This window comes from Haladaptatus pallidirubidus, from assembly GCF_020700235.1.
Taxonomy (GTDB): domain Archaea; phylum Halobacteriota; class Halobacteria; order Halobacteriales; family Haladaptataceae; genus Haladaptatus; species Haladaptatus pallidirubidus.
Genome location: NZ_CP085301.1, coordinates 1,341,153 through 1,366,323, shown reverse-complemented (window position 1 = coordinate 1,366,323; position 25,171 = coordinate 1,341,153). Strand labels below are relative to the sequence as shown.

Genomic DNA, 25,171 nt, shown 5'->3' with positions numbered 1-25,171 from the left:
GACGTCGGAAAATAAGCCGAAAGGGAGAGCGGTAACGCGCGGCAATCAACAGGCGGCAATCGGGAGTTCGTGGCCATTGGCAATCCGGAACCGCCACCCCGAACTTCTTGCCCTCGGCAGACCACCATTCACGCATGGAAATCAACGGCGAACGGCTGCGGGAGGACATCGAAGCGAACGCTGAGTTTGGGGCGCTCGACGTGGAGGGGAACGGACGAACCGTCATCACCGGAACGGAAGCGAACCGAAAGGCGCGCGAGTATTTCGTAGAGCGATTGGAAGACGCCGGACTCGACGTTCGCGTGGATGCGGTCGGCAACATCGCGGGGCGCTGGACGCCCGAGAGCGCGCCCCGCGATGCGAAGCCAGTGGCCGCCGGGAGCCACCTCGATTCGGTGCCGGAGGGCGGAATTTTCGACGGTCCGCTCGGCGTCTACTCGGCGCTCGAAGCGGTTCGGGCGATGCGAGGCTCCGGCGTCGAACCGAGTCGCCCGATAGAGGTCGTTTCGTTCACGGAGGAGGAAGGCCAGCGATTTGCCGACGGACTCCTCGGGTCGTCCGTCGCTGTCGGAGAACGGTCAGTCGAAGAGACGCTCGCGCTGACTGACGGCCGGACAACGCTCGCGGACGCGCTGGAAACGATGGGATTCGATGGCGAGGGAAGACTCGACGCGAGCGAGTGGGATTCGTGGCTCGAACTCCACGTCGAACAGGGCAAGCGACTCGAACGCACCGACCTCCCGGTCGGCACCGTGACCACGATTACCGGAATAACGCACTGCGCTGTCGAAGTGTTAGGCGAGGCGAACCACGCGGGAGCGACCCCGATGCCGGAACGAACCGACGCGCTGGTGGCCGCGAGCGAGTTCGTACGGGATGTCGAGGAGGGGGCGAACGAAGTTGGCGAAACCACCGTCGGCACAGTCGGCAAACTCAACGTTCGTCCCAACGCGACGAACGTCGTTCCGGGAACGGTCGAGATGGGCGTCGATATTCGTGATGTGTCCTACGATGCGATGGATGAACTCGTCTCGCTGGCGCGAGACTCTCTTTCCCGCCTCGAATCGGAGCGCGGCGTGGAGACGAGTTTCGCCCGCGAGTTCGACCTCGAGCCGACGGAGATGAGCGACCGCTGTCGGCGAGCGGTTCACGACGCCGGAGACGCGGCGAATATCGAACTCCTCGAAATGCACTCGGGAGCGGCTCACGACACGATGCACGTCGCGGATGTGACCGACGCGGCGATGCTTTTCGCGCGGTCGAGGGATGGCATTTCACACAATCCGGAAGAATGGACAACGTGGGAAGACTGCGCCGCCGCGACCCAGGTGTTAGCTGGCGCGCTCGCGTCGTTGGCACGGTGAATTCCGATTTGGTTTAAGTTTCAATTCTTCCGCTTGACGGCGTCGTAGCCCGTCAACTGCCGGAGTTCGTCTTCGGTGAGACCGTCCGCATCCGCGTTCATCTCGTCGAGTCCGACGCCGCTCGTCACGATTCCGCGGAACGCTTCTTCCAGCGTGAGGTCAACGTCCACGAGGTCGTCCTCGTGGACGTTGACGACGAATCCACCCATGACGGGATTCGGAGCCATCGGAAGGAAAACAGTCGTCATGGGGCCCTCGTCGAGCGCGCTTTGGATGCCGTCCGGCGTGTCCGCCGTCACGAACGCGAAGGTGTAGGTTCCGTCAGTCGGAAATTCGAGCAGTTTCACGTCGCGGAAATGGTCGGCGTCACTCTCGACCATGGCGTCACCCATTCGCCGGAAACTCCGGTAGATGGTTCCGAGTCCGGGAAGCTGGCTGATAGCTTGGTCGAAGCCGTCGATCGCTTGTTCGCCCATCGGCGAGTGGGCGATGAACCCGACGACGAGAATCAGCGCCGAAACGGTCGCCATGGTGACCCCACCCAAAACGTATATCGAATCGATAGAGACGTACGAAAGCAGCGGTCGGAGTACCGTTGCGACGAAATCGAGCAACACGACGAGCACGTACACCGTGATAAGCAATGGAACGACGACGGTGATGCCGGTCAGCGCCGCCTCCCGAAGTACAGCGAGTGGAGAGAGATTCTCGGAGTCATCCATCGTTCAGGGAACTCGGACGCTACATAAAGAGCGTATCGCCTGCTTACGCCAGCAGAGGTGCCAGCCTCCCGAGATGTCAATCAGATTCGCCAGCAGAGTCATCCGTGAGAAGGCCCTAAGACGGTGTATGAGTACAATCGCCATCATGCGACTCCCCGCCGACGGGTTCGCACTGCAGGCGACGCTCGAACGGGTTCCCGGAGCCACATTCGAAGTCGAGCGCGTCGTCGCCTCGGAAGCCAAGCGAGTGATGCCGTACATCTGGGCGGCGGCGGAACCGGAGAAGTTCGAATCCCTTCAAAGCGCACTCGAAGATGATCCGACGACCGAAGACGTAGAACTGCTCGTCGATTTGGACGAAGAATGGCTGTACCGAATGTCGTGGGTCGGCCAAACCACGTTCGCCATCCATATCCTCGTCGAGGAAAGCGGCACCATCATCGACGCGAACGGAAAGGACGACGAGTGGCAACTCAGAATCCTGTTTCCCAACCGAGACGCCCTCTCCGCGACCTACGAGTTCTGCGAAACGAACGACATTCCAATCGAAATAGAGCAGATATACCAGTTGGACGAATCCCCCCGACGAGGCCAGTACGGACTCACCGAAGAGCAGTACGAAACGCTCGTGGCCGCGCTCGAATCGGGATACTACGACATCCCGCGGGGAATTTCGGGCGAGGAATTGTCCGACGACCTCGGCATCTCGCATCAGGCGCTCTCGGAGCGCCTGCGACGAGCCTACAAAAATCTCATTTCGAACGCGCTCGTCGTCGGCGAAAACGAACTGCGATAGTTGTGGTGTGATTTTACGACACGAGCGCGACGCCGCGTCGTAAAATTATCATACAGTGGAATCGTCGCGTTCAGAACCATCGTGATCGCGTCCGTCACCTCTCGTTTCCCTGTCGTCGGAACCGTCGTCTCCGGAGTCGATTGTCCCCAACGAATCGTCCTCTTCTCCCATGTCGGGCGCGCCCGACGCGCCGGGGAGCATAGCCGGGAACACCACCCAGAGGAACTGGATGGCGACAACCATGATGAGCGGGCCGAGGAAGATGCCGTACCAGCCGAAAACCGGCGGTCCGAGAAGGTAAGCGAACATGATGAGTCCGGTGTGAAACATGCGGCCGGAGAGATACGGACGAACGTACGTTCGGATGACGTTGTCGAACACGAACCCCATGAGAACGTAGAACAGAATTGGAAACCAGAGTTGCGTCGGGTCGGTTCGCACCGCGATAACCGCGAGATAGAGGACGACGAAGAGGTAGACGATGGAGCGGCCGACGAGCGGAATCAGTGTCGCGAGTCCGGTCGCAACCGCGACGAGCATCGTCTGCGGGATGTCCATTCCCGGCGGCGCGATGAGATTCAGACCGTTGTAAAGTACTGCGGAGGTGACGACGATGACGAAGATGGTCAGCGTGTAGCCGAAAAAGACTGAATTCAGGCCGCGGTCAACCGCGTCGAGATACTCGTACGTCGTCGTTCCTCGCTCGGCCACCGTCGTTTGGAACCAACCCGAAATCCGGTCTTCGTCGCGCACCAGAAAAAAGACAAACACGAGCGCGAGAAAGAGGTTGTACGCCTGCGTCGCGAACGTTCCGACGAAGGCTCCGAACTGGCCGAGCAGGTTTCTGACCGACGGGTCGCGGAGCAACTGCGTGGCGGCGTCGTACAACCGCGATGGGTCGGTCGGAATCGCTCCAGTCTCGAAGCCGGGAAAGAGGGTTCGCGCGATCTGCTCGATGTCGGCGAGTCGTATTGCCGACAACTGCCCGACCGAGATGACGACGACGGCACCGAGCAGTCCCACGAACGGGAGGATGATGAGTGCGAGCGTGAGCAACGACGCGAGCCCGGGCGACGCGCCTCGGTTCCGAAGCCGTCTGGCAATCGGCCGGGCGACGTAGTACAGAAACAAACCGAACACTACCCAGCCGATATAGGTATCGAGCGAGGCGACGAGAACGACCGCTAGCGCGATTCCGAACAGCCACCAGCCGATTCCGACGCCGTCTGAATCGCGTTCGTCCCAGAGTTTCACTCCAAGTCCCCCCTCAGAAAAGACGGGTGGAACGAAGATAATGCATTCGGAGCAGAATGTGCATCACACGAGGGACGATTCCGGGTTGTCCGCAGGAGCGAGATATTCCGTTCCCCAATCGCGCATGGAGACGATGACCGGGCGAAGCGATTCACCGTGCTTCGTGAGCGAATATTCGACGCGAACCGGTTTTTCGTTGACGATTTCGCGCGACACGAGCTGTTTCGATTCGAGGTCTTCGAGGCTATCGGAAAGAACTTTGCTCGAAATGCCATCGACGGCCCGCTTCAACTCGTTGAACCCGCTCGGGCCGTATTCGAGCAGCCGGTGAATGATTACCGGGTGCCACTTCTTCCCGATGAGTGTCGTCGTGGAAGTAATCGGACACCACTCCTCGCCCTGACACCACACGTGGAGTTGGTTGAGCGTCTCTGTCATCCCACTCTGTCTGTAGTCGGCCGACGGGCATAGCAGTACCTTAGGTAACTCAATTTTGACTAGTAATCGGATATGTTCGTATCGAACGAGATGCGCGGGGATCACCCCGACGCAGTGGGTCGTTGATTCGTCGGGCGCAAATCCGGTAGGGGGGAACTACAGCCACACAATCCACATATACTCTTACCGCGGACGAACGTGATTCGAACTCGAACGTCGATGAATCGAAACACTATCGAAACCGAAAGCGAGCACCTGCCTCGCGGTCGGGAATCCTGCAAACGCTGTCGAAGCGACGCGATATTTCGGGTCGTTCGAACCGCAATAGACGGAGCCTCCCACCCGGTTCAAAAGCCCTCACCCGCCGCATCAACGCTGTGTCAGGACTGTTTCGCACAACTTCGTGCAGACCCGAACGAATCGTTCGCAACGCTGTTCGACAGGGAATTTCAGGCCGTGAATCAGTATATCAAAGTCAAACGACTGTAGGTGCTCGGCACGGTTCTTTCTTCCTCGAAGACACCGCAAAACGGAGTCTGCTACGCCGAGGGCGCTAAAAAAACGGTGTCAGTCCGTCGTCTGACGCGGTTTGAAAAGGGATGCGAACGTCAGTACCCGACGATGGCGCGAGGAGGTCGGCGGAATCGGGAATCGTTAGCGCACTGCTACGGGTCAGCCGTGGTGTCGTTTCGAAGTACCGGACGACCCAGAGTGAGCGTAGGGCAACTACTCGCGTGGAGTGTCGAGCGTTCGCCGATTCACTACAAAAAGGGCGATATGCGGCGCGATTACGGGTGGACAAGCGCCCTCCTTCGCACTGTTTGTTCGGTCAGCGCGGTGGGGCTGGGCGTTCGAGCGATACTGACTGCGCTGTTTGTTGCATTCGTAACCGCGGACATCGCGCTGGTGGTGTTGTTCAATCTCTGTTTGACGGCGTTCGTCGGCCGATTGCTTCTTTCGAGCGTGAAAATACATCCCAGAGACCGCCGCCAACGGCGGATACGAAACGGATGGACGCGAGCGGTGCGGACGGACACCCACCAGCGACGGTCACGCGATTCGCAAAGGGGAATCGACCGGTTGTAGAAATCGACCGCCGATGAGGAATTTGAAACGAGAACCGACGTTCGTATCCGTTTCGACAGTTACGCTTCCGTGAGCGTGTCGAACGATGCCGGATTCTCCCAGAGTTCGTCCAGCGTCGCGGCGGCCAGATAGCGCGTCGGTGCGGCGACCCACTCGGTCGTCACGCTAGAGTCAGGAGCGGGTGCCGCCGTCTCGAACCACCAAGCCACGTATCGGCCGTCTACGAGTTTCGCAGTCGGATACATCTGCCCATTTACCGAAACATCGACGCGGGAGTCAGCTTCGACGGCTGGGGCGTCCTCCGGCGAATCCGCGATTAGCACTTCAATGCAAACGCTTCGCTCGGTCATACAGGCTCACCAGCGACTGTCGCGTCCGCTGTGTCGGCCCCGAAAACGGGTGCGACAGGTACGAGTACCATATCACGACCCATGACATCCACCTACAAGAAAGTCAGTCAGGCGCGTGTCTGACGGCATTATTTTTCCATTTTTTCGGAATATATCCAACGAGTAATCTACCGGCGATATCCACTTTCGAAGCGCTATTGGAGAACTTCGACCGCCGTATCCGACAGCAACCACTCGTCGTCGGTTTCGTCGGGATTTCGAATCTCTATCCAGCCGGTTTCGGAAACGACCATTTCGCAGGTCGGCTCTTGCGTCATCAGACGGCCCCGTAGTGGTCACAGATGGTCGTGGGACAATTCTCAACTCCGTATCGTGCGTGGTTCACGGTGGACATGGGTTTTTCTTCACAGCGAAAAACGCTCGAAACCCACTTTGGTATGACCAGCCTTCCGTGGTGTAATCGACACCTACTCGTGGATATTCGGAAGGTATCGGGATTTTTCCCCGTCAATTTAAAACGCAATCGGACCCGAGAGAGGGGTATGAGCCTCATGATGGCCGTCGTCGTGTTCGTCGCCGGATTTATCTCCGGGACTGTGATACGCTGGTTTGCGGGAGTTGCCGCGTTCGTCGCGCTGATTCTCGTCGTCCTGCAGCTCACTCCCGACCCGGTTCTTCCGCTCGTGGACTACATCGTCCAGCGGTACTACGTCGGGAACGAACTCCTCTTCATCTCCGGATTTCTGTTCGGTATCGACGCGAAGAAGACGAAGGAAGTGGTCGTCGAGCGACGAGGAATGGCCGACTGAGCAACGAGTCCGCCAACCGAGAGCATCCTTTCGGATAGTGTTCGAGAAATTGAGGTTGTCGGGTTCGCGTGCGAACCCGACGTCGAATTCGTTCAGCTGCGACACTTTACCCAGAATTGGATGGCGACTCCTCTATCCACGGGAAGGACAAAAGATCGACAATAGACTCTATTTGATGAGTCGGAGTATATTCCGTGATATTATCACTGTCGGAAAGCCAGACGGAATCGAGTCCGGCAGCAGATGCACCAGCAATATATGTTTCCAGTGAATCACCGACGTGTACTGTGGTAGCGGATGTTGCGTTGAGTAACTGAATCGCTCGTTCAAACGGTTCTGGGTCGGGTTTCGGCGGTATATCGTGACCCGCAATAACAATCGCATCAACCCAACGTTCGAGATTCACAGCGTTGATCTTCTGCTGTTGTGCATTCGGTGCTCCGTTCGTCACGATCGCAAGCCGGTGCTCTTGGCTGAGCTCGTTCAAGACACGGGTGACTGATGGGAGTAACTTGACGTTTATCTGTCTGATCGCGAGCATCACTGAATGTATCCGCAACGTCTCGTCCACGCTGCTGTTCGTACCCGTTCTCATCAGCAAGCGCTGCGAAACATTCAGAGCGAAGTTTTTCCATGGATTCGCATTTCTCTGCGAACTCATCGTATCGGGCATAGTACTCCGCAACCGAGAAAAGTGGTTCACTGTCTAGGATTTCGAAGGACGACCGTAGCACCTCACCGGGAGATCTCTCATACTGCACTAACGTATCGTCGAGGTCAAACAGGATTGCCTCGATCTGTTCCAGATCATTATTTACCTGATGATTGTATTAGAACTCTTGCATTCACATGCAGAAAGCCATTACTATAGAATCTGCTCCGCTTTCCTCCGCCCATCATCTTTATTCTCGCTCTGGCCGTTTCGAGAGTCCATGCGAACGGAGAAACCGAAGACGAAGGCGGGTGAAGCGGAAACCGCACAACCGGCTGAAACGGCGGAAGCGGGCGTCCGAATGGTCTCTCTCTGGATACTGCTCACGATTGCACTGTTCGTCCTCGGAAGACGGGCACACAGATGACAGAGTCCCGAGTCCGCGGGATGATAGCTCAAAAAATGAAAGTCGTGTTCACAACCAAACACCGAACGTTAACCACACTGCCATCGTTTCGTAAGGTATGACGGACATCCTGCCGGAGGAGACGGAACGGTTTGTGCGCGCTGCACTCCCTGAAGCGAGCGAGACGCAGAAAGCGATGGAGGAACGTGGAGAAGGGTTTCCGACTGTTGGGCGCGAAGTCGGGCAGTTCCTGCGATTGCTCGCGCACGCCGTGGACGTGGAGCGAATCTTCGAATTCGGGTCGGGGTTCGGTTACTCGGCGTACTGGTTCGCCGATGCACTCCCGGAGGACGGCGAAATCGTCCTCACGGAGTACGACGCGGACGAACTGCACGAAGCCCGACAGTTCCTCGAATCTGCAGGAGTCGCAGACCGTGCCATCTTCGAAAACGGCGACGCCATGGACACGATCGAGCGCCACGACGGGCCGTTCGACGTCGTCCTCATCGACCACAACAAAGATGGCTATCCCGAGGCGCTGAAAGCAGTCCGCGACAAAGTCGCTCCCGGGGGCGTTATCGTTGCCGACAACGCGATGGTCAGCGGCATACAGGATTTCGACGCAATTCTCGCCGCGCTGGAGGGGGACGACCCCGAATTGGACGAAGACAGTCGCGGCATCGCGGAGTACCTGCTGACGATGCGCGAGGACGAGGCGTTCGAAACCTCGGTCATTCCTCTTGGAGAGGGAATCGCGGTGAGCTACCGACGGTGATTGGCAATTAGATAAATGAGCAATTTCGGAATATCCGTCCCCGTTTCGATGGAATTCTCAATATCATTGATATTTTTCCCCAATACTGATTTTTAGTTATAAATTTTATTTCTTTTCTCGTAGAATTAGTAAAATGGCCGAAACTGTTTTTCGGTGAGGAATGTATTACTCACATCAGTACAGTCGAGAGAAAAGCTATGAGCAGTGGAACGGAGGTCACGCACGATTCGGGACTGGGTCAGACCGAGAACCGTCTCGATTCCCTGCTTCAACTTTTGGATGACAACAACTCGCTCGCTATTGTTTGTCACGACAATCCCGACCCCGACACCATCAGTAGCGCACTCGCTCTCTCGACTATCGCAGACTCGGTCGGCGTCGAAGAAGTCACCCTCTACTACGGCGGCGAGATTACGCATCAACAGAACCGCGCGATGGTTAACGTTCTCGACGTAGACCTTCACCGATTCACCGAGGGGTGTCTCCGTGCCTCCTCGCTCGTCGCGTTCGTCGACCACGCTAAACCCGGCGTGAACAACTCAGTTCCAGAAGGGACGACGCCCGACATTGTCATCGACCATCACCCGGTTTCGGAGATAGATGCCCGATACATCGACCACAGGGTCGGTGTCGGTGCGACAGCATCCATCCTCGCCGACTATTTCACCTGCCTCGATATCGAACTCGACACCCGATTGGCGACGGCGCTCCTGTTCGGCATCCGCCGGGAAACGCTCGCGTTCACGCGGAGCGCCACTCCGGCGGAGTACACGAGCGCCCGATTTTTACATCCGCACGCAGACATCAACCTGCTCCGCGAACTCTCCGATTCGCTGTTCACGCACGAAATGCTCGATTCGCTCGGGGAAACGATTCAAAATCGGACGGTTCGAGGCTCCTATCTCGTAACCCATACGGGACGAACCGACGAACGAGATACCCTTCCGCAGGCGGCGGACTACCTCCTCAATCTGGAAGGCGTCACGACAACGTTCGTATTCGGAATCATCGATGATACGGTGCATTTGAGCGCCCGAACCCGCGACCCGCGGATTCACATCGGCGACGTACTGATCGCGGCGTTCGACGGATTCGGGAGCGCCGGGGGCCACCGAGATATGGCGGGTGGCGTCGTCCCACTCGGAGTTTTCGGCGAGTTGGACGACGACGACGAACTCGTCGCCCTGCTCGCCGACGCGCTCACGGAGCGATTTTTCGACTGCATCGCGGCGTAGTACGCACGTCGTCGGAAATTACGGAAGAAGAAGGGCAACTCCGGCCATGATGAGTACCCCGCCGAGTGCGAGCTTCAACCGTGCCGGTTCGATGTGGTGTGCGACTCGCCAACCGAGGACAACGCCGACGAGTTCGGGGACGCCGATGGCGACGGCCAGCGGAATCGACACTGCACCCTGCAGTAAGTACGTCGAGGCCGCAAACGCGGAGAGAAACACTGACTGCACCTGCGCGGCAGCCAGCGCGTTGAGCATCGAGACGCCCAACACGACGAGGAGTGGGACGGCGATCACCGGCCCGCCAACGCCGAGCAGGCCGCCCAAAACGCCGATGGCGAAGCCGAGCGTGCCGAAGGCGACCACGCCGACAGTCGAATCAGCGCGAAACGACCATTTCGAACCAATTCCCTGTCGTTCCCGATAGACGATGCTCGCGCCGACGACCATGGTGAACCCCGTCAGCATGAGTCCGAACAGGCCGTCGGAGAGAATCGTGTTAACGAGTGCCCCGACGACAGCGCCGACGACGCTCGGAACCGTTACGAGAATCGCGAGTCGTCGCCCCGACGACGAGCGGAGTTCGCCGGACTGGAGGTAGGTGAGACTTCCGAGTATGCCCGTGAAGACGAACGTCGTCATCGCGGTTCCAGCGACGACCGACGACGAAACGTCGGTGAGCGCAAAGAGGGCGACTGTAATGAAAATCCCACCCGGCCCAACGGCGGTGATTCCGATGCCGGACAAGAAGGCGATAACGATTAGTACCGCCAGTATCGTCGGTTCAGGGAGCATTTGTTTCGGCTATCAAAGCCCACCCGATGTCAGTGCATCGATGAACCCGGGGAGCGATGTCGCGGCGAGATACGTCGAAAGAACGATGAGCAGGAAGTTGAGCGCCATAAGCGCGATTCCGTTTCGGTGTTCGCCCATCGTATCCTTGTCGTTGACCGCCCAGAACAGTAGCACCGCCGTAATCGGCAGCCCCACGATGGCGTTGTACGCCGGAAACAGGAGTATCATGTCGATGACGCTCAGCCCTGCGAACTGGTGGACGAGCGGCGAAAGGCTTCCGATGCCGACGCCAACCGCGTAGATGATTTTGAACTCCTTGCTCGCGCTGTCTGCGACTCGGCCACGCGCGTTCTGGAACAGGTAGGCGGGCGTCCACATTATTGGAATGATGCTGTTGAACGCCGCCGCAAGGGTTCCAAGGAGGAAGACGACCATCGCCCACTCGCCGAACACGTCGGCAAGTGCCCGGCCCGGCGTGATGAACGACTCCAGTTCGGTGTACCCCGCGGGGCGCAGAACCGCCGCGGCGACGACCACGATTGCCACCGTCGTTAGGCCGCCGACGAGGTAGCCGATGCCGAGGTCACGCCGCATCTCAGAGACGCCCTCTTCATCGACCCACCCTTTCCGTGAGACGAGGTTCGATTCGAGGAAGAAGTTCGGCCACAGCGCAGTCGTCCCGATGATGGCGGCGGCGAGCGTCAGCGCGCCGCCAGCGGGAACCGAGGGAACGAACCCGCCCGCCACGTCGGCAATCGACGGGCTGCTCACACCCGCGACACCCATGTAGATGACGAGCAGGATGAGCATCATGGCAGTCATGATGCGCTCGACACCATCGTAGTTCAGCACGCCGATGAGGATTGCGAGCACGCCGGTAACCAGCGCCAGCGGTTGCCAGCCGATAGCTCCGTCGAGGAGAATCGAGACACCCTTTCCGACTGCGGCGGTAAGTTCGAGCGTCCACGCGACACACCCGATGGAGAGGAGCACGGCCAGTACCGTCGCCCCTGTCGAACCGATTTTTCGGCGCACGAACGTCATCAGCGATTCGCCGAAGATTCCGAGTCGGGCGCTCATATCCTGCGCCATGAACCCCAACAGCACCGCGCCGACGACGGCCCAGAGCAGGCTGTAGCCGTACCGAACCCCGGCGGAACTCGCGATGAACACCGACCCCGAACCGAAGTAGCTCGCAACCATCACGAACCCCAGCCCATACTTTTGGAAGAATCCGCTCGCGGTATCGCGGAGTCGACTTCCATACGAACTGTGCGCCGATTTCGTTTCCATTACTGTTTGTGCCATGGGGCGTTATGGGTTATTTTGGCATGGCTGTCTATGCAAGCTATTTTTATGATCAACAGTAATTTTAAAACTGTTGTGGCTGTTTCAGAATATAACTAGTTTGATGTCAGAAACGTCGGCAATAAGGGAGATAGCGATGAACTCGGAATAACATCAGTTGTCAAAAGCCCGACTTCCTACTCCCGCCGACTGCCGGGTTGCGGGTCAACGTGCGGTTTCGCCATCAAATCCGAAAATCGCGCGTCGTCCACCCAGTCGAGCAGTTTCACGAGTTGGTCGGTCGCCGCTTCGAAAATTTGTTCGCCTTTTTCCGACGTTGCGTCGGTTTGGTCGCCGAGAACCCCGTTTTCGGTGTTGTCTATCGCGTCGTAGTAGTTGCGCGCGCCGTGAATCGTGAAACTCCCGTCCCTGAGGTCGGGGAGTCCTCCGTCCCGAGCGTTGGCGAGTTGGTCAGAACTGACCAACTCGCCCGAGATGTGCATAATCATCGCTGTCTCCTTTGGCCCGCCGTGGGGTCCGTTGTACTCGAACAGGTCGTTTACGAGGTCGGGTATCGACTCGTCCCACATCCATTCCACCGCGAAGGTGACTTCATCCTCGCGAAGTCGCCGCCCCACTTCTCGGAGGTGGTGCATGTTCCCGCCGTGGGCGTTGACGTACACGATGCGGTCGATGCCGTGGTAGGTGAGATTTCGCGTGAAGCTTTCGACGTAGTCGCGGAAGGCCTGCGCGTTCACCCACATCGTCCCGTGGAACTGCTTGTGGTGGGGGCTGACGCCGATGTTTACCGTCGGCGTACAGAGGTAGCCCGCTCGATCCGCGGCCTCGCGGGCCAACGCCTCCGCGATGAGGTGGTCGGTCGCGAGCGGTAGGTGCGGCCCGTGCTGTTCGGTCGAACCCAGCGGAACGACGGCGACCGATTCTTCTGCGACGTAATCGCCCAGTTCCGGCCACGTCTCGTCGGCGAGGTACATGCTCAGGAGAGTGTGGGGGAGAGAGCATAAAATTCCACTCGGCGGAAATCGAATTTCGTTAGGAGAAGCAAGGCTCCGAGACGGCTACAATCTCTTCGTCATCCGATGTCGTTTGAATTCGAAGTCGTCCCGCAGGCACAGCGATTGTTCGATTTCGTTGGCGGCGTGAACGTCGAGCGAGAGGCACTCACAGCCCCAATTCCGCGCCTACGATTCGGCGCGTGAAAGCAGTCGGGTGGCGTTTACGCTTTCCCGGCGACTTCGAACGACATACAAGGCGCCGATGTATCCCCGCGGGCCGCGGACGAACACCGAGGAGAGGCCCGCTTTTCGACAGTTACGTGGCCGACCAATTCGTCCCCGTCGGCGGCGACGAACGTGACGGTGTCGTCGCCCGAGTGCCGGTCTTCGACGTACGAAAAAACGTTGGCACGGACGCCGCGGTCAGCGAGGGTGTCGAACTCGTCCAGTATCGCCATCTCGCGGGCGAAGGGCAACAAAAGGTCGTCCACGAAGGAGACGAATTCGGTCGCACGGAGTCGCCTGATTCGCATCAGCGAACTGCCTCGGCGTGTTCCGCGACGTACTGCTCGACTTTCGGACGCGCCGCCTCGCGCTTTTGTTGGTGGTCTCGCAGGAACTGTTCCAGTCGGTTTTTTGCAATTTGCTTCAACTCGCCCGAAAGCATCGCACCGGACTCGTACTCGGTTCGAATCCGGCGCAGTTCGTCGTCGTCCTCGACGAGGTGGTACGCAAGTAGTTCGAACACCGTGTCCTCCTCGACGTTCGCCCCCTTTTCGCGGTGTTCCTCGACGCTAACCCGGCCGCCGGTTTTCGCCTCGTCGATTTTGCGTTTGGCGTCCGCAATCGAATCGGTGAGGGCGATGTAGCTTTTCGGGTCGGACGAACTCATCTTCCCACCCTGCAATCCCCGCATGAATCGGTGATACGTACTCGCGGGCTTTAGGTACGGCGCATCGCGGTAGCGGGACGCCACGTCCCGCGTCAGCCTGACGTGCGGGTCTTGGTCGATGCCGACCGGAACGACGGTCGGTTTCGGACCGCCGCGTTCCGGCGACTGCGGGCGGAGGATGTCGGCATACTGGGTCAGCGCCGACACCATCTTTCCGGGGTCGGCGTTGCCGTAGGTCGCCTCGAACTCGCTTTGCGTGACGTGCCGGGCGAACAGCTTGCTCCGAACCTGATGGTCGTTGCCCGCCTGCGATTGGAAGTAAAAATCCGTCGAATCGAGGTCTAACCCCAGCGCGACGTAGTTGAGCAGGTACTCTTCGACCACCAGTTCGCGGGCGTCTTCGAGCGACATGTCTCGCGTCGCATAGGATTCGATGTCAGCCGCACAGAGCGTGAGCTGTGCGCCCATCTCCTGAAACATGAGCACCTGTTCGACCACCCCGAGGTGGCCGAAGTGAAAGACGCCAGAGGGCATGATGCCAGTCATCATGGCGAACGAATCGCCCTCGTCGCGGGCGTCCAGCACGGTGTTCAAATCGCGGTGCCCGAAGACGATACCCCGGCGGACGAGGCGGTTGTCCGGCAGTCGGTCTTCGAGGTCGGCAATCGGTTCGATGCCGAACTGCTCCATCGTCGCCTCGTAGTCGGTTATTTCGACGTCGCCCCACGGGTCGATTTTAGGCATCGCTCTCGCTCACCTCCCTGGTACTGCGCAGTTGCTCTATCGATACAGCAGAAGACGTCTTAGTGTGCCGCGGTCGGCCAAAATCGACCACCGGCAGTGGCAGATGGGTACATGCCGGTTTTCACTCCGGCGGTAGCGGACAAAAACGTTTCGTCCGGACGACAGCAGTCTGGTGAATCTGGTCAGCAGGTGTGGAGTCCGACTGAGTTCGGTTCGGCCGTCTGGACGGCCGAACCGAACATACGACTCGGTGACGGAGTGAAACCATGGCCACCGAGGAACCGAGTATCGAAACCGCGGACATCGTCGCCGCGATTCGAGACGCGCCAGCGCCGGTCGTGAACACGCGGTACCTCGCAGACGAGTTCGACACCTCGCTTGAACCGATGAAGAACCGACTCGCCGAACTGGTCGAGGAGGACGTCCTCGAACATACGGAGGCTCGTGACCGAGGGCATCTGTGGTGGCTCTCGGTCAAAACGGAAATGGAGGAGTGAAAACAGTGGGCGCTCTGCAATCCGCTGTAATCGGTTACACAATTAGTGTAAGAATCAAGCACCAATTACAGCCTACCGCCCTGCCGCGGTTCGACTGCTTCTGTGGTTGACGACGACCATTGCGAATACGCCGAGCGCGAACATGGTTCCGAGAACGCCAGCAGACCAGAATCCGATTACCTCGGCGATGATGTACAAGTCGGGAATGATAAGCAAGGTAAGGATGAGGTACTGTCGAAACCGTATTCGAGAAAGTTGGTTCTGGAGGTGAGACTCATCCATAGAAAACTGAATAGAAGGGAGATATTAAAAATCGTCTACATCTGTTGTGTTATGACTTTTCCGAAACTGAAGGGAATTTTGTAGTTATCCGCCAGCACCAGAATCGGGTTCTCTACTCGTTATCCGGAAGCATCGCGTACAACCCGAGCGCGACGGCCGATAGCCCCGCGAGCACGAGAAACGCGAAATCGAATCTGTCTGCATCCGCAAAATAGCCGACAAAGGTGGAACCGGTCGAACCCACCAGGAAAAATCCAGTTCGGAGGAATCCCCACGCAGACCCTTCGATGTGTTCCGGAAGCGCCCCGACGACGTACGCGTTCGTGACGGGGGCAATAGCCATCCGGGAGCCGAGGATGGCAACGACAATGGCGAGAACCACTGTTCCCGACGTGACCGTGAGAACAGCCGGAGTAACGACGCCGATTGTGGTGACGACAAGAAGCACGGGTTTGACGCCGAATCGGTCTGCGGCGCTTCCGGCGGCGACCTGCGAAATCGCACCTGCGATGAACATCACGCCGAACAGCAGGGCGGCGGTCTGCTGGCTCATTCCCTTCGTCTGGAGATACGTCGGCAGAAACGCGGTCAGACCCTGAAAGACGAACAGGAGGAGCGCCATGGCGACGACCGCGAGGAAAATCGAGCGGTCGGAAAGCGTTCGCACGATGTCGCGGAGCGCGCGACGGTCAAGAAGTTTTGTGGATTCGGAGCCAGAATTTCCGCCGTCAGTGGATTCTCGAGTTCCACCATCAATGGATTCAGATTTTCCGCGGGTCGTCCCCCGCTCGCGCTCGGGGATGACCCGCCACGCCAGCACCGCGACGACGAAGAAAGGAACCGAGAGACAGGCGAGAATAGGCCGCCACCCGACCGCATCAACCATGGAGGTTGCGAGGTTCGGTAGAACTGCCGAACCGATGCTTCCGACAGCGAGTGTGACGCCGAACGCCGCACCAGCGTTCCGCGTGTAGGTCCGCGAGAGGACGGTCCCGCGACTCGGCCCGTACAGCCCGGAACCGAGGCCGAACGCGGTGCTTCCGGCGAAGAAGACGACGAACACCGGGGAGAGTCCAATCAGGCACAGACTGATTCCCGAAAGACAGAGGCTCGTCGTCAGCAGCGTTCGCTCGCCGACGCGGTTGATGAGCACTCCGGCGGGAAACTGCATCAGGGCGTAACCGACCCAAAGCGCGGTGATGGCGAGTCCGGCGGTCGCGTTGGTGACTTCGAACGCCGATTTTATCTGTGGCAAAAGCGCGGGGACGAGAAATCGCAAGCCGAGGGTGAACGCCCACCCGAGGGCGACCGCAGTGAGAACCCAGCCGCGGCCGTCGCCGCGTAATCCGCGAACCGTGGTTTGCAAGTGACTCGTGACCGACCGGCGACTGGACGACATCGGATGGCTCGCACGATGTGTGGTGGGGTGTTAAACGAGTGGGTGCCACCCAATGTTTCCGGCAATCGTTCGCCTACGCGGATAGGTCGGCGTTCCGAAGTCGCTGGGCGTTGATTGCCACGATAACCGTGCTCGCGGACATGAACACCGCGCCGATCGCTGGCGAGAGCAGAATGCCAATCGGAGCGAGGATTCCGGCCGCCAACGGGAGCGCGAACACGTTGTAGCCGGTTGCCCACACCAAATTTTCCTGCATTTTTCGATAGCTCGCGCGGCTCAACTGAACGAGCTTCACCACGTCGAGCGGGTCATTTTCCACGAGAACGATGTCCGCGGACTCGATTGCGACGTCGGTGCCACTTCCGATTGCGATTCCCACGTCGGCGCGCGTCAGGGCGGGTGCGTCATTGACGCCGTCGCCGACCATGGCGACCAGTTTTCCCTGTTCTTGAAGTTCGATGACTTTTTCGTCCTTCTCGTCGGGAAGCACTTCGGCGAAGTAGGTGTCGATGGCGAGTTCGTCAGCGACGAATCGGGCGACTGCTTCACTGTCGCCCGTCAACATGGCGACTTCGATACCCATCCCGTGGAGGACGTCGATGGCTCGTTTGCTCGCCTCGCGGATGACATCCGCGAGGGCGAGCGCCGCGACGACGTCACCGTTGGAGACGAGGTAGACGACCGTCTGTCCATTCGACCCGGCTCTGTCGGCGAACCCCGAGAGGGTCGCCGGGAGGTCTGCATCGACGAGTTGGAGCAGGTTCGGCCCGCCGACGAACAGTTCGTGGCCTTCGACCGTCGCTCGAACGCCTCGACCTTAGATGGCCTCGAACTCGGTAACTTCGGGGAGGGAAACGCTCGTTTCGTCCGCTTCGCGGCGAATCGCCTGCGCGATTACGTGTTCCGAATCGCCCTCGACGCTGGCGGTGAGCGCGAGCGCGCGCTCGTCGTCCCAACCATCCACGGTTTCGATGCCGACGACGCCCTGTTCGCCGCGCGTTAGCGTCCCGGTTTTATCGAAAATTATCGTATCGAGGTGTCGGGCGTCCTCCATGGCGATTCGGTCGCGGACGAGGACGCCGTTTCGCGCCGCCATCGAGGTGTTGATGGAGACGACCAGCGGAACCGCCAACCCGAGCGCGTGCGGACAGGCGATGACGAGGACGGTGACGACTCGTTCGACGACCGCGATGTCGAATCCGGTCGCGAGAATCCACGCGACTCCCGTAATTCCGGCGACGGAGAGTGCGATGTAAAATAGCCACCCGGCGGCCCTGTCGGCCAGCACCTGCGTCCTGGATTTGCTCCCTTGGGCTTCCTCCACGAGCCGCATGATTCCGGCCAACGTCGTTTCTTCGCCGGTCGCGGTGATTCGGACGCGAAGGCTCCCGTCGCCGGAGTTGATGGTTCCGGCGATAACGTCGTCGTCGGGAGCTTTGTCCACCGGACGGGATTCGCCGGTAATCATCGATTCGTCCGCAGTCGAATCGCCCTCTTCGACCACGCCGTCCGCCGGAACGATCGCGCCCGGTCGGACGAGAACCCGGTCGCCCTCGCGGAGGGCGGTCGCAGAAACCTCCTCGACTGTCCCGTCCTCGGCGATTCGCTCCGCGGTGTCGGGCATCAGTTTCGCCAGTTCGGAAAGCGCGCCCGACGCTTGCCGAACGCTTCGCATCTCGAGCCAGTGGCCAAGGAGCATGATGTCGATGAGCGTCACCAGTTCCCAGAAGAAGCTCATCGTGCCGGGAAGGAAGAAAAACGCCCCGATACTGTAGACGAAGGCGACAGTGATGGCGAGCGAGATGAGCATCATCATCGCCGGTTCGCGGTTTTTCGCCTCCACGCGAGCCATGCGGAGGAACGGCACCCCACCGTAGCCGAAGATACCGACCGCGAAAATGGGCGTCACCCACGTACTGCCGGGAAACGAGATTGCCGTGTAGCCGAACGTTTCCTGAATAAATGAACTGAAGTACAGAACCGGAATCGAGAGAACGAGACAGACCCAAAATCGCCGCCGGAACATCGTTTCGTGTCCATGGTGGTCGACGTGGGCGCGATGGCCGTCTCCGTGCTCGGAGTCGTCTCGCTCGTGCGTAATCGGTCGTTTCGTGCGGTCGTAGCTCTCCTCGCGTGTATCGGTCATTCTCCCCAACCCGAACGTAGTAGGCGGGATAGACACTTCAGTCTGCTCTGCACGGTCGGACGGAAGGGATGGGAGAAACGGCGAATCGAGTACTCCTCGTGACCAGTGAACCGAGGAACAGCGTCCGGAAGGGTCGTGAAAGGGCTCTATTCGGCAAATACACCATTTTTTGAATATGTGGCCGTCATCGTTTTACCTCGGTTGTGTATTTGCAGTACTAATGCCCCCTGCTGAAAAAGACACAGAGACGTCCCCGCGAAACGTGGTCGTCGTCTGCCTCGATACGGTGCGTGCGGATTTCTTTGCGGAGTACGCGAAGCGACTCCAGCGTCTCGCGGACGTATCGTTCACGCGATGTCGGGCTGTGAGTTCGTGGACCGTCCCGAGTCACGCGAGTATGTTTACCGGAGAACTGCCGTCGGAACACGGCGTTCACACCCACAACCGGCGATTCGACAGCATCGAGCGCGAGGAAACGTTTCTCGCCGAGCTCGACGGCTACGCCACGTTCGGCGTGAGCGCGAACTCGTGGATAAATCCGACGTACGGGTTCGATTCGTGGTTCGACGAGTTCGACGTCGTCGAACCGAGACACCGTTATCCGGAAGCGACGAGTCTCAACGAAGTCAGTCGGGGGAGGGAGGGGACGGAGAAGTACGTCGAGTTCCTGCGGTCAGCGCTGAGAGACGACCATCCGCTCTTGAGTTTGAAGAACACGGCGTACGGCTACGCCAACGACCTCACGAACACGGGCCCGGTACCGAAACTGGTCGATGACGGGAGTGCCGGAGTGGTTCGGGCCGCGAAACGACAGGTGAAGGAGGCCGAGTCTCCGTACTTCGGCTTCTGTAATCTGATGGAAGCCCATACGCCGCTTCAGCGGTGTCTACAGTACGACGGCAACTTAGAGGACGTTCCACTCTCGTGGACATCGAACGAGTTCAACTTCTGGGAGTTGTTGGAAAACGAGCGGGGCGACTATGACGGCTATTGGCGAAACCGCGAGCAGGTGTACGGCGCGACCATCGACTATCTAGACCGGATTCTCGCGGAATTCATTCATTACGTTCTCGATGCCGCAGACAGAGAAACAACCATCGTTATTACCGCCGACCACGGCGAAAATCACGCTAACGAAGCCGATGAGTTCCTCGCAAACCACAAGAGCAGTCTCTCGGAAGGATTGATTCACGTTCCACTGTTGCTCATCAATCCGCCGGAAGGCTACGACAAGGAGGAAGACGAATACGTATCCCACCTCGACTTTGGAGACCTCGTCGTTGGACTGGCGAACGGGGAAACTCCGGACGTAATCCGCGACCGACTCCCCGCCGAACTGGTCGGGATGAGCGCCGGGCCGGAACCGCCATCCGAATGGGAGTACTGGGACAGAATGATTCGCTGCGTGTACGAGGGAACGACGAAGACGGTGTGGGATTCGCTCGGAACCCGAACCGAATACGAAATCGACCCGAGCCGGTTATCGTGGCAGAAGAAAGTCGAGACGGACGAGGGGACACCCGAAGTCGAAACCGACTTCTTCGACACGCCAATCGAGGAAGCAAAGGCGACTGCAGCGGCGAACGGAAGTGACGAAATACAGATAGATTCGGCGACCGAGTCTCGCCTCGAAGAGCTAGGGTACCTGTAACATCGCGTATTAATCCGGTTTCGTTCTGACGGATATTCAGTTCGTTCGTCCGACATTGTATTCGTCCGTGCGACACATGTGCTCGCATACAGGGATAAAAGCGCAAAAGATAATCGGCTCTAATCGTATAGCCCTACTCTAAGATAATGGCTGACCAATCGTCGGACTCATCGCTCCAATCCGTTTCTCGCGGTGCGTCTTTTTTCATGGCCGGAAAGGGTCTCGACAACGGCCTTCGATTCCTGCTGAACTGGGTGCTCGTTCGGGGACTCGGCGGGATGCTGTTCAGTGTCTACACGCTTGGGCTGGTTATTCTAACCTTCGCACAGGTGTTCACCAATCTCGGGACGAACCAAGCCATCATGAAGTTCGTTCCAAAGTACAACGACGACCCGCTGAAACGTCGGCGAATGCTCGGACTCTCCTATCTAACCTCGCTGGTCGGTGGAGTCACCGTCGGGGTGGGAATCTACATAGCTGCCCCGTGGATTACGCAGTTCGTCGACCCGGAGTACCAACCGTACTTCACCGATGTTCTGCGCGTATTCGCGTTTCTCCTCCCCCTCGATACGCTCATTAGCTGTTTCGGGAGCCTCTTCAAGAGTCTCGAAATGCCGGAGTATCAAGTCTTTATCCGGAACATCCTGACGCCACTCCTCCGCGTCGTCGGCGTCAGCGTCGCGCTTCTGCTCGGATTCGCCGTCATCGGAACGGTGGCCGCGACGGTCGTCGCTACGGTCATCGTGTTCTGTCTTGCCGTGTGGCTGATAGTAGAGAAAGCTGGCCTCAAACCGAAACTCGGCGCATCACGGAAGGAACTGGTCGAGTTTTACGACTTTTCACTGCCGCTCACCGCCACTCAAACCGGGCAGGTTCTTGCAAGCAAGGTTGACCTGCTGATGGTCGGATTTTTAGCGGGAGCGTACATCACGACCCAAGACGCGGTGGGTATTTACAAGATTGCTACCGTCCTCGCAGGAATACTCCTCCTTCCCCTGAGCGCGTTCAGCCAACTGTTTCCTCCCATCGCATCCCGATTATACAACAACGGGAAGATGGACGACCTCGAATCGTTGTACCGTCGAATCACCCGCTGGACGTTTACACTGGGACTGTTCCCGGCAATCGGTGCGACCATCTACGCGCACGAACTGCTGGTTCTGTTCAGCGACTCGTTCGCACAGGAAGGAACGTCCGTCTTGCTGTTGTTGGTCGTCGCCCAATTCGCGAACGCGAGCGTCGGGCCGTCCGGATACGTGCTGATGATGACCGACCACCACTATCTCACGCTCGTCAATCAATGGCTACTCGGCGTCTGTAACGTCGTCATGAACTACCTGCTCATTCAGCAGTTCGGACTCATCGGTGCCGCAATCGCAACTGCGACCACCATCGTCTCCATCAACGCTCTTCGAATCATCCAAGTCTGGTACACGGAACGGCTGTTTCCCTACTCCAGACGGTACTTCAAACCGGTGTTTGCCGGGGCCATCTCGGCGGCCGTAATGGTCGGCACGAAAACGGTTCTCGAAGGCTACGTTACTGGACTGGGTTCCAACGCGGTCGTCGCATTCATTCACGGTGCCGTCGGCGGCGTCCTCGGGCTCGCCGCGTTCGCCGGTGTGCTGTACCTCCTCGGAATCGAGCAGGAAGACCGGGACTTCTTCGCGGATAATCTTCCGACCTAAGGAATCGGACGATCCGAAGCGAAAACTGACTACCCCACCTCCCCGACTTTTTCGCCGACCGCCTCCTTCGCAACCGCTCGTCCACCCATCGCAGTTGCAACTATCGACAGACCGCTCGTTAAGAGGCCGACACCGAACAAAAGTCCGACCGCCCACAGGGCGGAGCTCGGATACTCTAGCCAGACGAACAGCGCCACGGCCAGCGAAACGACGCCGCTGACGACGACCCAGAGCCAGCCCCGCGCCGGACGCAGGCGGAGTCCCATACCAATTTCTACCAGCCCTTCCACGAGGAAAAAGGTGATTAGCAGCAGAGTCAACGCCGACAGTCCGACGAGAGGATTCAACAGGAACGCGATACCGGCCACGACGAAAACGAGCGCCAAAATCGTCTGGCCGATAACTCCCGTCCATCCCCGTCCGGAAAAGGCGTGAACGAAGTGTGCAACACCTCCGAGGACAAGATACGCTCCGAGCAAGAACGACAGCGCGATACCGGTAAACAGCGGCGTGAAAATGGCCGCCAATCCGACGACGGTGAGCACGACGCCGACGCCCATGAGCAGTCGCCACGTGTCCTGTACTGTGTTCGCTATCTCCTCATCGTCCCGCGTACTGACGGTACTCATTTCGATTTCTCCCCCGACACTCATGCAACACGGATGAGTATAACAGCAGTGGCAGGATGGCGGTATTTGCAGATGGAAGGCGCGAATTCGTCACGAATCGAACGTCTCCGACGCGAGCGCATCGGAGACGTTCGAGAGGTATCTCGCCCCCCAAACTGCGACGATGACGCCGCCGACGGTGTCGAACACCAAATCGAACATCGTGTTGTCGAGCGAATACTGCGCGAGGACGCTTTCGGTTCCGGTCATCGACGCAACCCCATCGAGTCCGAACTCCAGCAATTCCCACAGAACGCCGAACGCCAGCGTGAAAAGCAGGATGAAGACGAACATGAACTCCGCGGGGAGGTAGATGGAGTCCGCGTGAACGTCGAGCGCGCGAACAACCGTGTAGCCCGCCGCCGCAACGAGCGACGACGAGAGTGCGTGAGTTAACTGATCCCACAAGCCGATCGACTGGTACAGGCCGACCGTCCCGATTGCGTGCAAAAATACGGGAACGACTATCCAGAGCGTCAGTCGCGTATCCATCGGGAGGCCGTAGTTTCGTTCGAGCACGGCCGGAACCTCGGTCAGTGCGAGCGCGACCACCGTGTTGACGATAATGCCGACGTTCAGCTCGAATAGGCCGAAGAGCAGGACGCCGATGAGGACGAGTTGGAACCCCCGAACGATCCGTCGCTGGCGGGTTTCGGAGAGGTTCCGGCCGTCGGTCGCGCCTACGGCCGTCGTCTCCTCTCCTTGCTTTCGTCCGTCGCGGGGTCGGAAGCCGAACCGCGCGGTATCGACGCGTCGGAAGTACGCGGCGAACACAACCCCGGCGATGACGCCCGCCCCCGTCGCCGCGAGAAGCGACCACATCACGTCGTTGAGACTTCGGAGGTTTTGCGTGCCGAGCGTGCTGTCAGCGACCCACTGCACGACGGCCCACACTCCCGCGCTGGCCATCGTCGCGACGACGACGAACAACACCGCAAAGAACGGCGAAAGTTCGACTGCAGTGAACGTATCCAACTCGACGGCCAGCACGAGCGCCAGTCCGGCGACGGCGACGAACGTCGCGAGTGAGCGCGGAAGTAACGAACCGAGCGGGACGCTGATGAGACCGAGCGAAACCGCGAGGAGCGATTCCCACGGAACCATCGCGGTCGGTCGGCGAAAGGCAAACGTCGGAATCAGCGCAACGAGAATCGACGTGACGCCGAATCCCGCCCACAGGTAATCGCCGCGGAGCGCGCTGGTGAGAATTGCGATGGCCATGCTTGCGACGAGAACCCACGCGAGCAGCGCGTTTCGGTTTCGTTGCGTGGAGTTTCCGTCGGTCGTCTCCGCCCCGGGCATGGAAGGGGATACGCCGGGGAGCGGCTAAAATGTGAAGTGTGGTGGAAACCGGCTCGGTGCGTCGGACAGTGGATGTTACACGTCCGAAATATTTGCGCTGGGAATAAAGGAGAGAGACACCTGGTGGCGGACAGTGTGATATTATCGGCTTCTCTTCGGTTACTTCAAAGTCCTACCAGAAAGAGCCAGTCTCGGTAGCGCGAAACGAACGGCATCAACACTGGAACAGTACGAAAATTCAACGCGAGTTCGAAAAAGGGGACAGAACGATAACCTTCCTCGCCAGAGGTAGAGACAAGATGACGAACCGCATTACGGTGTCGCTTGACGACGACGCACAGACGGCGCTCGACAACCTCGTCAATCGGACCGGCAAGGCCCAGAGCGAACTCGTCAGGCAGGCGCTCACATTCTACGCGGCGAACTACGACGCCGCGACGGCGGACGCCGGGGAAAATCTGGAAGCCTACCACCAGATGCTATCGAGCGGCGAACACGTTCTGCTCGACGTGGATTTTCTCCACTGTTTTCTGGACTACGTGGAGGACGAGACGGGCGAACCGAATTCCGATTTTCTCGAGCTGGCCGACCAAGTGTCCGAATACCACGCTCGCGAGTACGAACGCCGGTTCGACAGCCTCGGCGAACTGCTCGATTGGCTGTCGCTGTGCGGATTTTTGACCGTTCGCGCGACGGAGGGCGACACCTACCACGTCGTCTTCCCGACCGAATCGGTGAAATGGTTCATGATGCGATTCATCGAGTTGAGCACGGCCCGGCTGCCGTTCGAACTGGAAGTAGAGGAAGGGGTTTCGAAGGTGCTTATTACGGAAATTCGAGACGACTGAGAGGGGAGTTTGAACGAGAGAAAGGAAGGGGGAAAAATTTGGTACCGTGTGAACACCACATACGGTTTCATA

The 25,171-nt window shown here is 58.9% G+C and carries 27 protein-coding genes and 1 pseudogene; 12 read left to right on the top strand and 16 right to left on the bottom strand.

Annotation, left to right across the window (positions count from 1 at the left end; genetic code table 11):
• Positions 1–134: 134 nt before the first annotated feature.
• Positions 135–1,364: a M20 family metallo-hydrolase gene (locus LIX15_RS07570; RefSeq protein ID WP_227773136.1), complete on the top strand. Its 1,230-nt coding sequence runs from the start codon at positions 135–137 to the stop codon at positions 1,362–1,364.
• A 20-nt stretch (positions 1,365–1,384) separates the two neighbouring features.
• On the opposite strand, the gene LIX15_RS07565 is transcribed toward LIX15_RS07570, so the two are convergent.
• Positions 1,385–2,086, bottom strand: coding sequence for a DUF502 domain-containing protein (locus tag LIX15_RS07565; protein ID WP_227773135.1), 702 nt, complete (start codon positions 2,084–2,086; stop codon positions 1,385–1,387).
• Between the two features lie 127 nt (positions 2,087–2,213).
• On the opposite strand from LIX15_RS07565, the gene LIX15_RS07560 reads away from it, so the two are divergent.
• Positions 2,214–2,882 carry a helix-turn-helix domain-containing protein gene (locus LIX15_RS07560; RefSeq protein WP_227773134.1) on the top strand — a complete coding sequence of 223 codons (669 nt, stop codon included), beginning with the start codon at positions 2,214–2,216 and terminating at the stop codon, positions 2,880–2,882.
• A 48-nt stretch (positions 2,883–2,930) separates the two neighbouring features.
• Here LIX15_RS07560 and LIX15_RS07555 read toward each other — a convergent pair whose 3' ends face one another.
• Together LIX15_RS07555 and LIX15_RS07550 are read right to left on the bottom strand one after the other, a co-directional pair.
• Positions 2,931–4,136 carry an AI-2E family transporter gene (locus LIX15_RS07555; RefSeq protein WP_227773133.1) on the bottom strand — a complete coding sequence of 402 codons (1,206 nt, stop codon included), beginning with the start codon at positions 4,134–4,136 and terminating at the stop codon, positions 2,931–2,933.
• 63 nt (positions 4,137–4,199) lie between these two features.
• Entirely contained in the window at positions 4,200–4,574 is a 375-nt protein-coding gene (locus LIX15_RS07550; RefSeq protein ID WP_227773132.1) for a winged helix-turn-helix transcriptional regulator, read from the bottom strand.
• Between the two features lie 219 nt (positions 4,575–4,793).
• Here LIX15_RS07550 and LIX15_RS07545 point away from each other — a divergent pair, with 219 nt between their 5' ends.
• Both LIX15_RS07545 and LIX15_RS07540 read left to right on the top strand, forming a co-directional pair.
• Positions 4,794–5,063, top strand: coding sequence for a hypothetical protein (locus LIX15_RS07545; protein ID WP_227773131.1), 270 nt, complete (start codon positions 4,794–4,796; stop codon positions 5,061–5,063).
• A gap of 222 nt (positions 5,064–5,285) precedes the next feature.
• Positions 5,286–5,660, top strand: coding sequence for a hypothetical protein (locus tag LIX15_RS07540; protein ID WP_227773130.1), 375 nt, complete (start codon positions 5,286–5,288; stop codon positions 5,658–5,660).
• Between the two features lie 59 nt (positions 5,661–5,719).
• Here the strand turns inward: LIX15_RS07540 and LIX15_RS07535 are convergent, their stop codons facing one another.
• Positions 5,720–6,010, bottom strand: coding sequence for a hypothetical protein (locus LIX15_RS07535; protein WP_227773129.1), 291 nt, complete (start codon positions 6,008–6,010; stop codon positions 5,720–5,722).
• 194 nt (positions 6,011–6,204) lie between these two features.
• Positions 6,205–6,327 (bottom strand): hypothetical protein, encoded by a 123-nt coding sequence (locus LIX15_RS32730; RefSeq protein ID WP_265338363.1) that lies wholly within the window; start codon positions 6,325–6,327, stop codon positions 6,205–6,207.
• Between the two features lie 225 nt (positions 6,328–6,552).
• On the opposite strand from LIX15_RS32730, the gene LIX15_RS07530 reads away from it, so the two are divergent.
• The gene (locus LIX15_RS07530) at positions 6,553–6,819 is read left to right on the top strand and encodes a hypothetical protein (RefSeq protein ID WP_227773128.1); all 267 of its coding nucleotides are present in this window, start codon (positions 6,553–6,555) and stop codon (positions 6,817–6,819) included.
• Between the two features lie 106 nt (positions 6,820–6,925).
• Here LIX15_RS07530 and LIX15_RS07525 read toward each other — a convergent pair whose 3' ends face one another.
• Positions 6,926–7,480: an HAD family hydrolase gene (locus LIX15_RS07525; protein ID WP_227776864.1), complete on the bottom strand. Its 555-nt coding sequence runs from the start codon at positions 7,478–7,480 to the stop codon at positions 6,926–6,928.
• 271 nt (positions 7,481–7,751) lie between these two features.
• Here LIX15_RS07525 and LIX15_RS07520 point away from each other — a divergent pair, with 271 nt between their 5' ends.
• The 3 genes from LIX15_RS07520 to LIX15_RS07510 all read left to right on the top strand — a co-directional run bounded on the left by LIX15_RS07520 (position 7,752) and on the right by LIX15_RS07510 (position 9,887).
• On the top strand, positions 7,752–7,898 hold the full coding sequence (locus tag LIX15_RS07520; RefSeq protein WP_227776863.1) for a hypothetical protein: 147 nt from the start codon (positions 7,752–7,754) through the stop codon (positions 7,896–7,898).
• 97 nt (positions 7,899–7,995) lie between these two features.
• Positions 7,996–8,652, top strand: a complete 657-nt coding sequence (locus tag LIX15_RS07515; protein ID WP_227776862.1) for an O-methyltransferase — start codon at positions 7,996–7,998, stop codon at positions 8,650–8,652.
• A gap of 197 nt (positions 8,653–8,849) precedes the next feature.
• Positions 8,850–9,887, top strand: a complete 1,038-nt coding sequence (locus tag LIX15_RS07510) for a DHH family phosphoesterase (protein ID WP_227776861.1) — start codon at positions 8,850–8,852, stop codon at positions 9,885–9,887.
• A gap of 18 nt (positions 9,888–9,905) precedes the next feature.
• Here LIX15_RS07510 and LIX15_RS07505 read toward each other — a convergent pair whose 3' ends face one another.
• The 5 genes from LIX15_RS07505 to trpS all read right to left on the bottom strand — a co-directional run bounded on the left by LIX15_RS07505 (position 9,906) and on the right by trpS (position 14,618).
• A complete protein-coding gene (locus LIX15_RS07505; protein WP_227776860.1) occupies positions 9,906–10,679 on the bottom strand; it encodes a sulfite exporter TauE/SafE family protein in 774 nt (257 codons plus the stop codon).
• A gap of 12 nt (positions 10,680–10,691) precedes the next feature.
• Entirely contained in the window at positions 10,692–11,972 is a 1,281-nt protein-coding gene (locus LIX15_RS07500) for an Nramp family divalent metal transporter (protein WP_345410781.1), read from the bottom strand.
• A 191-nt stretch (positions 11,973–12,163) separates the two neighbouring features.
• Complete coding sequence (locus tag LIX15_RS07495) at positions 12,164–12,961, bottom strand: creatininase family protein (RefSeq protein ID WP_227776858.1); 798 nt, start codon at positions 12,959–12,961, stop codon at positions 12,164–12,166.
• 242 nt (positions 12,962–13,203) lie between these two features.
• Positions 13,204–13,515 carry a hypothetical protein gene (locus LIX15_RS07490; RefSeq protein ID WP_227776857.1) on the bottom strand — a complete coding sequence of 104 codons (312 nt, stop codon included), beginning with the start codon at positions 13,513–13,515 and terminating at the stop codon, positions 13,204–13,206.
• The gene (gene trpS / locus LIX15_RS07485; protein ID WP_227776856.1) at positions 13,515–14,618 is read right to left on the bottom strand and encodes a tryptophan--tRNA ligase; all 1,104 of its coding nucleotides are present in this window, start codon (positions 14,616–14,618) and stop codon (positions 13,515–13,517) included. Before trpS ends, LIX15_RS07490 begins: the two co-directional genes overlap by 1 nt.
• A gap of 266 nt (positions 14,619–14,884) precedes the next feature.
• Here trpS and LIX15_RS07480 point away from each other — a divergent pair, with 266 nt between their 5' ends.
• A complete protein-coding gene (locus tag LIX15_RS07480) occupies positions 14,885–15,115 on the top strand; it encodes a hypothetical protein (RefSeq protein WP_227776855.1) in 231 nt (76 codons plus the stop codon).
• Positions 15,116–15,187: 72 nt separating this feature from the next.
• Here the strand turns inward: LIX15_RS07480 and LIX15_RS07475 are convergent, their stop codons facing one another.
• The 3 genes and pseudogenes from LIX15_RS07475 to LIX15_RS07465 form a co-directional block, all read right to left on the bottom strand.
• The gene (locus LIX15_RS07475) at positions 15,188–15,397 is read right to left on the bottom strand and encodes a hypothetical protein (protein ID WP_227776854.1); all 210 of its coding nucleotides are present in this window, start codon (positions 15,395–15,397) and stop codon (positions 15,188–15,190) included.
• Positions 15,398–15,509: 112 nt separating this feature from the next.
• Complete coding sequence (locus tag LIX15_RS07470; RefSeq protein ID WP_227776853.1) at positions 15,510–16,796, bottom strand: MFS transporter; 1,287 nt, start codon at positions 16,794–16,796, stop codon at positions 15,510–15,512.
• A gap of 73 nt (positions 16,797–16,869) precedes the next feature.
• A pseudogene (locus tag LIX15_RS07465) lies at positions 16,870–18,942 on the bottom strand (heavy metal translocating P-type ATPase).
• 220 nt (positions 18,943–19,162) lie between these two features.
• On the opposite strand from LIX15_RS07465, the gene LIX15_RS07460 reads away from it, so the two are divergent.
• Together LIX15_RS07460 and LIX15_RS07455 are read left to right on the top strand one after the other, a co-directional pair.
• Positions 19,163–20,593 (top strand): sulfatase-like hydrolase/transferase, encoded by a 1,431-nt coding sequence (locus tag LIX15_RS07460; protein ID WP_227776852.1) that lies wholly within the window; start codon positions 19,163–19,165, stop codon positions 20,591–20,593.
• Between the two features lie 146 nt (positions 20,594–20,739).
• The gene (locus LIX15_RS07455; RefSeq protein WP_227776851.1) at positions 20,740–22,281 is read left to right on the top strand and encodes a flippase; all 1,542 of its coding nucleotides are present in this window, start codon (positions 20,740–20,742) and stop codon (positions 22,279–22,281) included.
• Between the two features lie 29 nt (positions 22,282–22,310).
• Here the strand turns inward: LIX15_RS07455 and LIX15_RS07450 are convergent, their stop codons facing one another.
• Together LIX15_RS07450 and LIX15_RS33135 are read right to left on the bottom strand one after the other, a co-directional pair.
• Positions 22,311–22,910, bottom strand: coding sequence for an HdeD family acid-resistance protein (locus LIX15_RS07450; RefSeq protein ID WP_227776850.1), 600 nt, complete (start codon positions 22,908–22,910; stop codon positions 22,311–22,313).
• Positions 22,911–23,000: 90 nt separating this feature from the next.
• Entirely contained in the window at positions 23,001–24,251 is a 1,251-nt protein-coding gene (locus LIX15_RS33135) for a DUF2238 domain-containing protein (RefSeq protein ID WP_345410776.1), read from the bottom strand.
• 299 nt (positions 24,252–24,550) lie between these two features.
• Between LIX15_RS33135 and LIX15_RS07440 the strand changes: the two genes are divergently transcribed.
• Positions 24,551–25,099 (top strand): ribbon-helix-helix protein, CopG family, encoded by a 549-nt coding sequence (locus tag LIX15_RS07440; RefSeq protein WP_227776849.1) that lies wholly within the window; start codon positions 24,551–24,553, stop codon positions 25,097–25,099.
• The last annotated feature ends 72 nt before the right edge of the window (positions 25,100–25,171 follow it).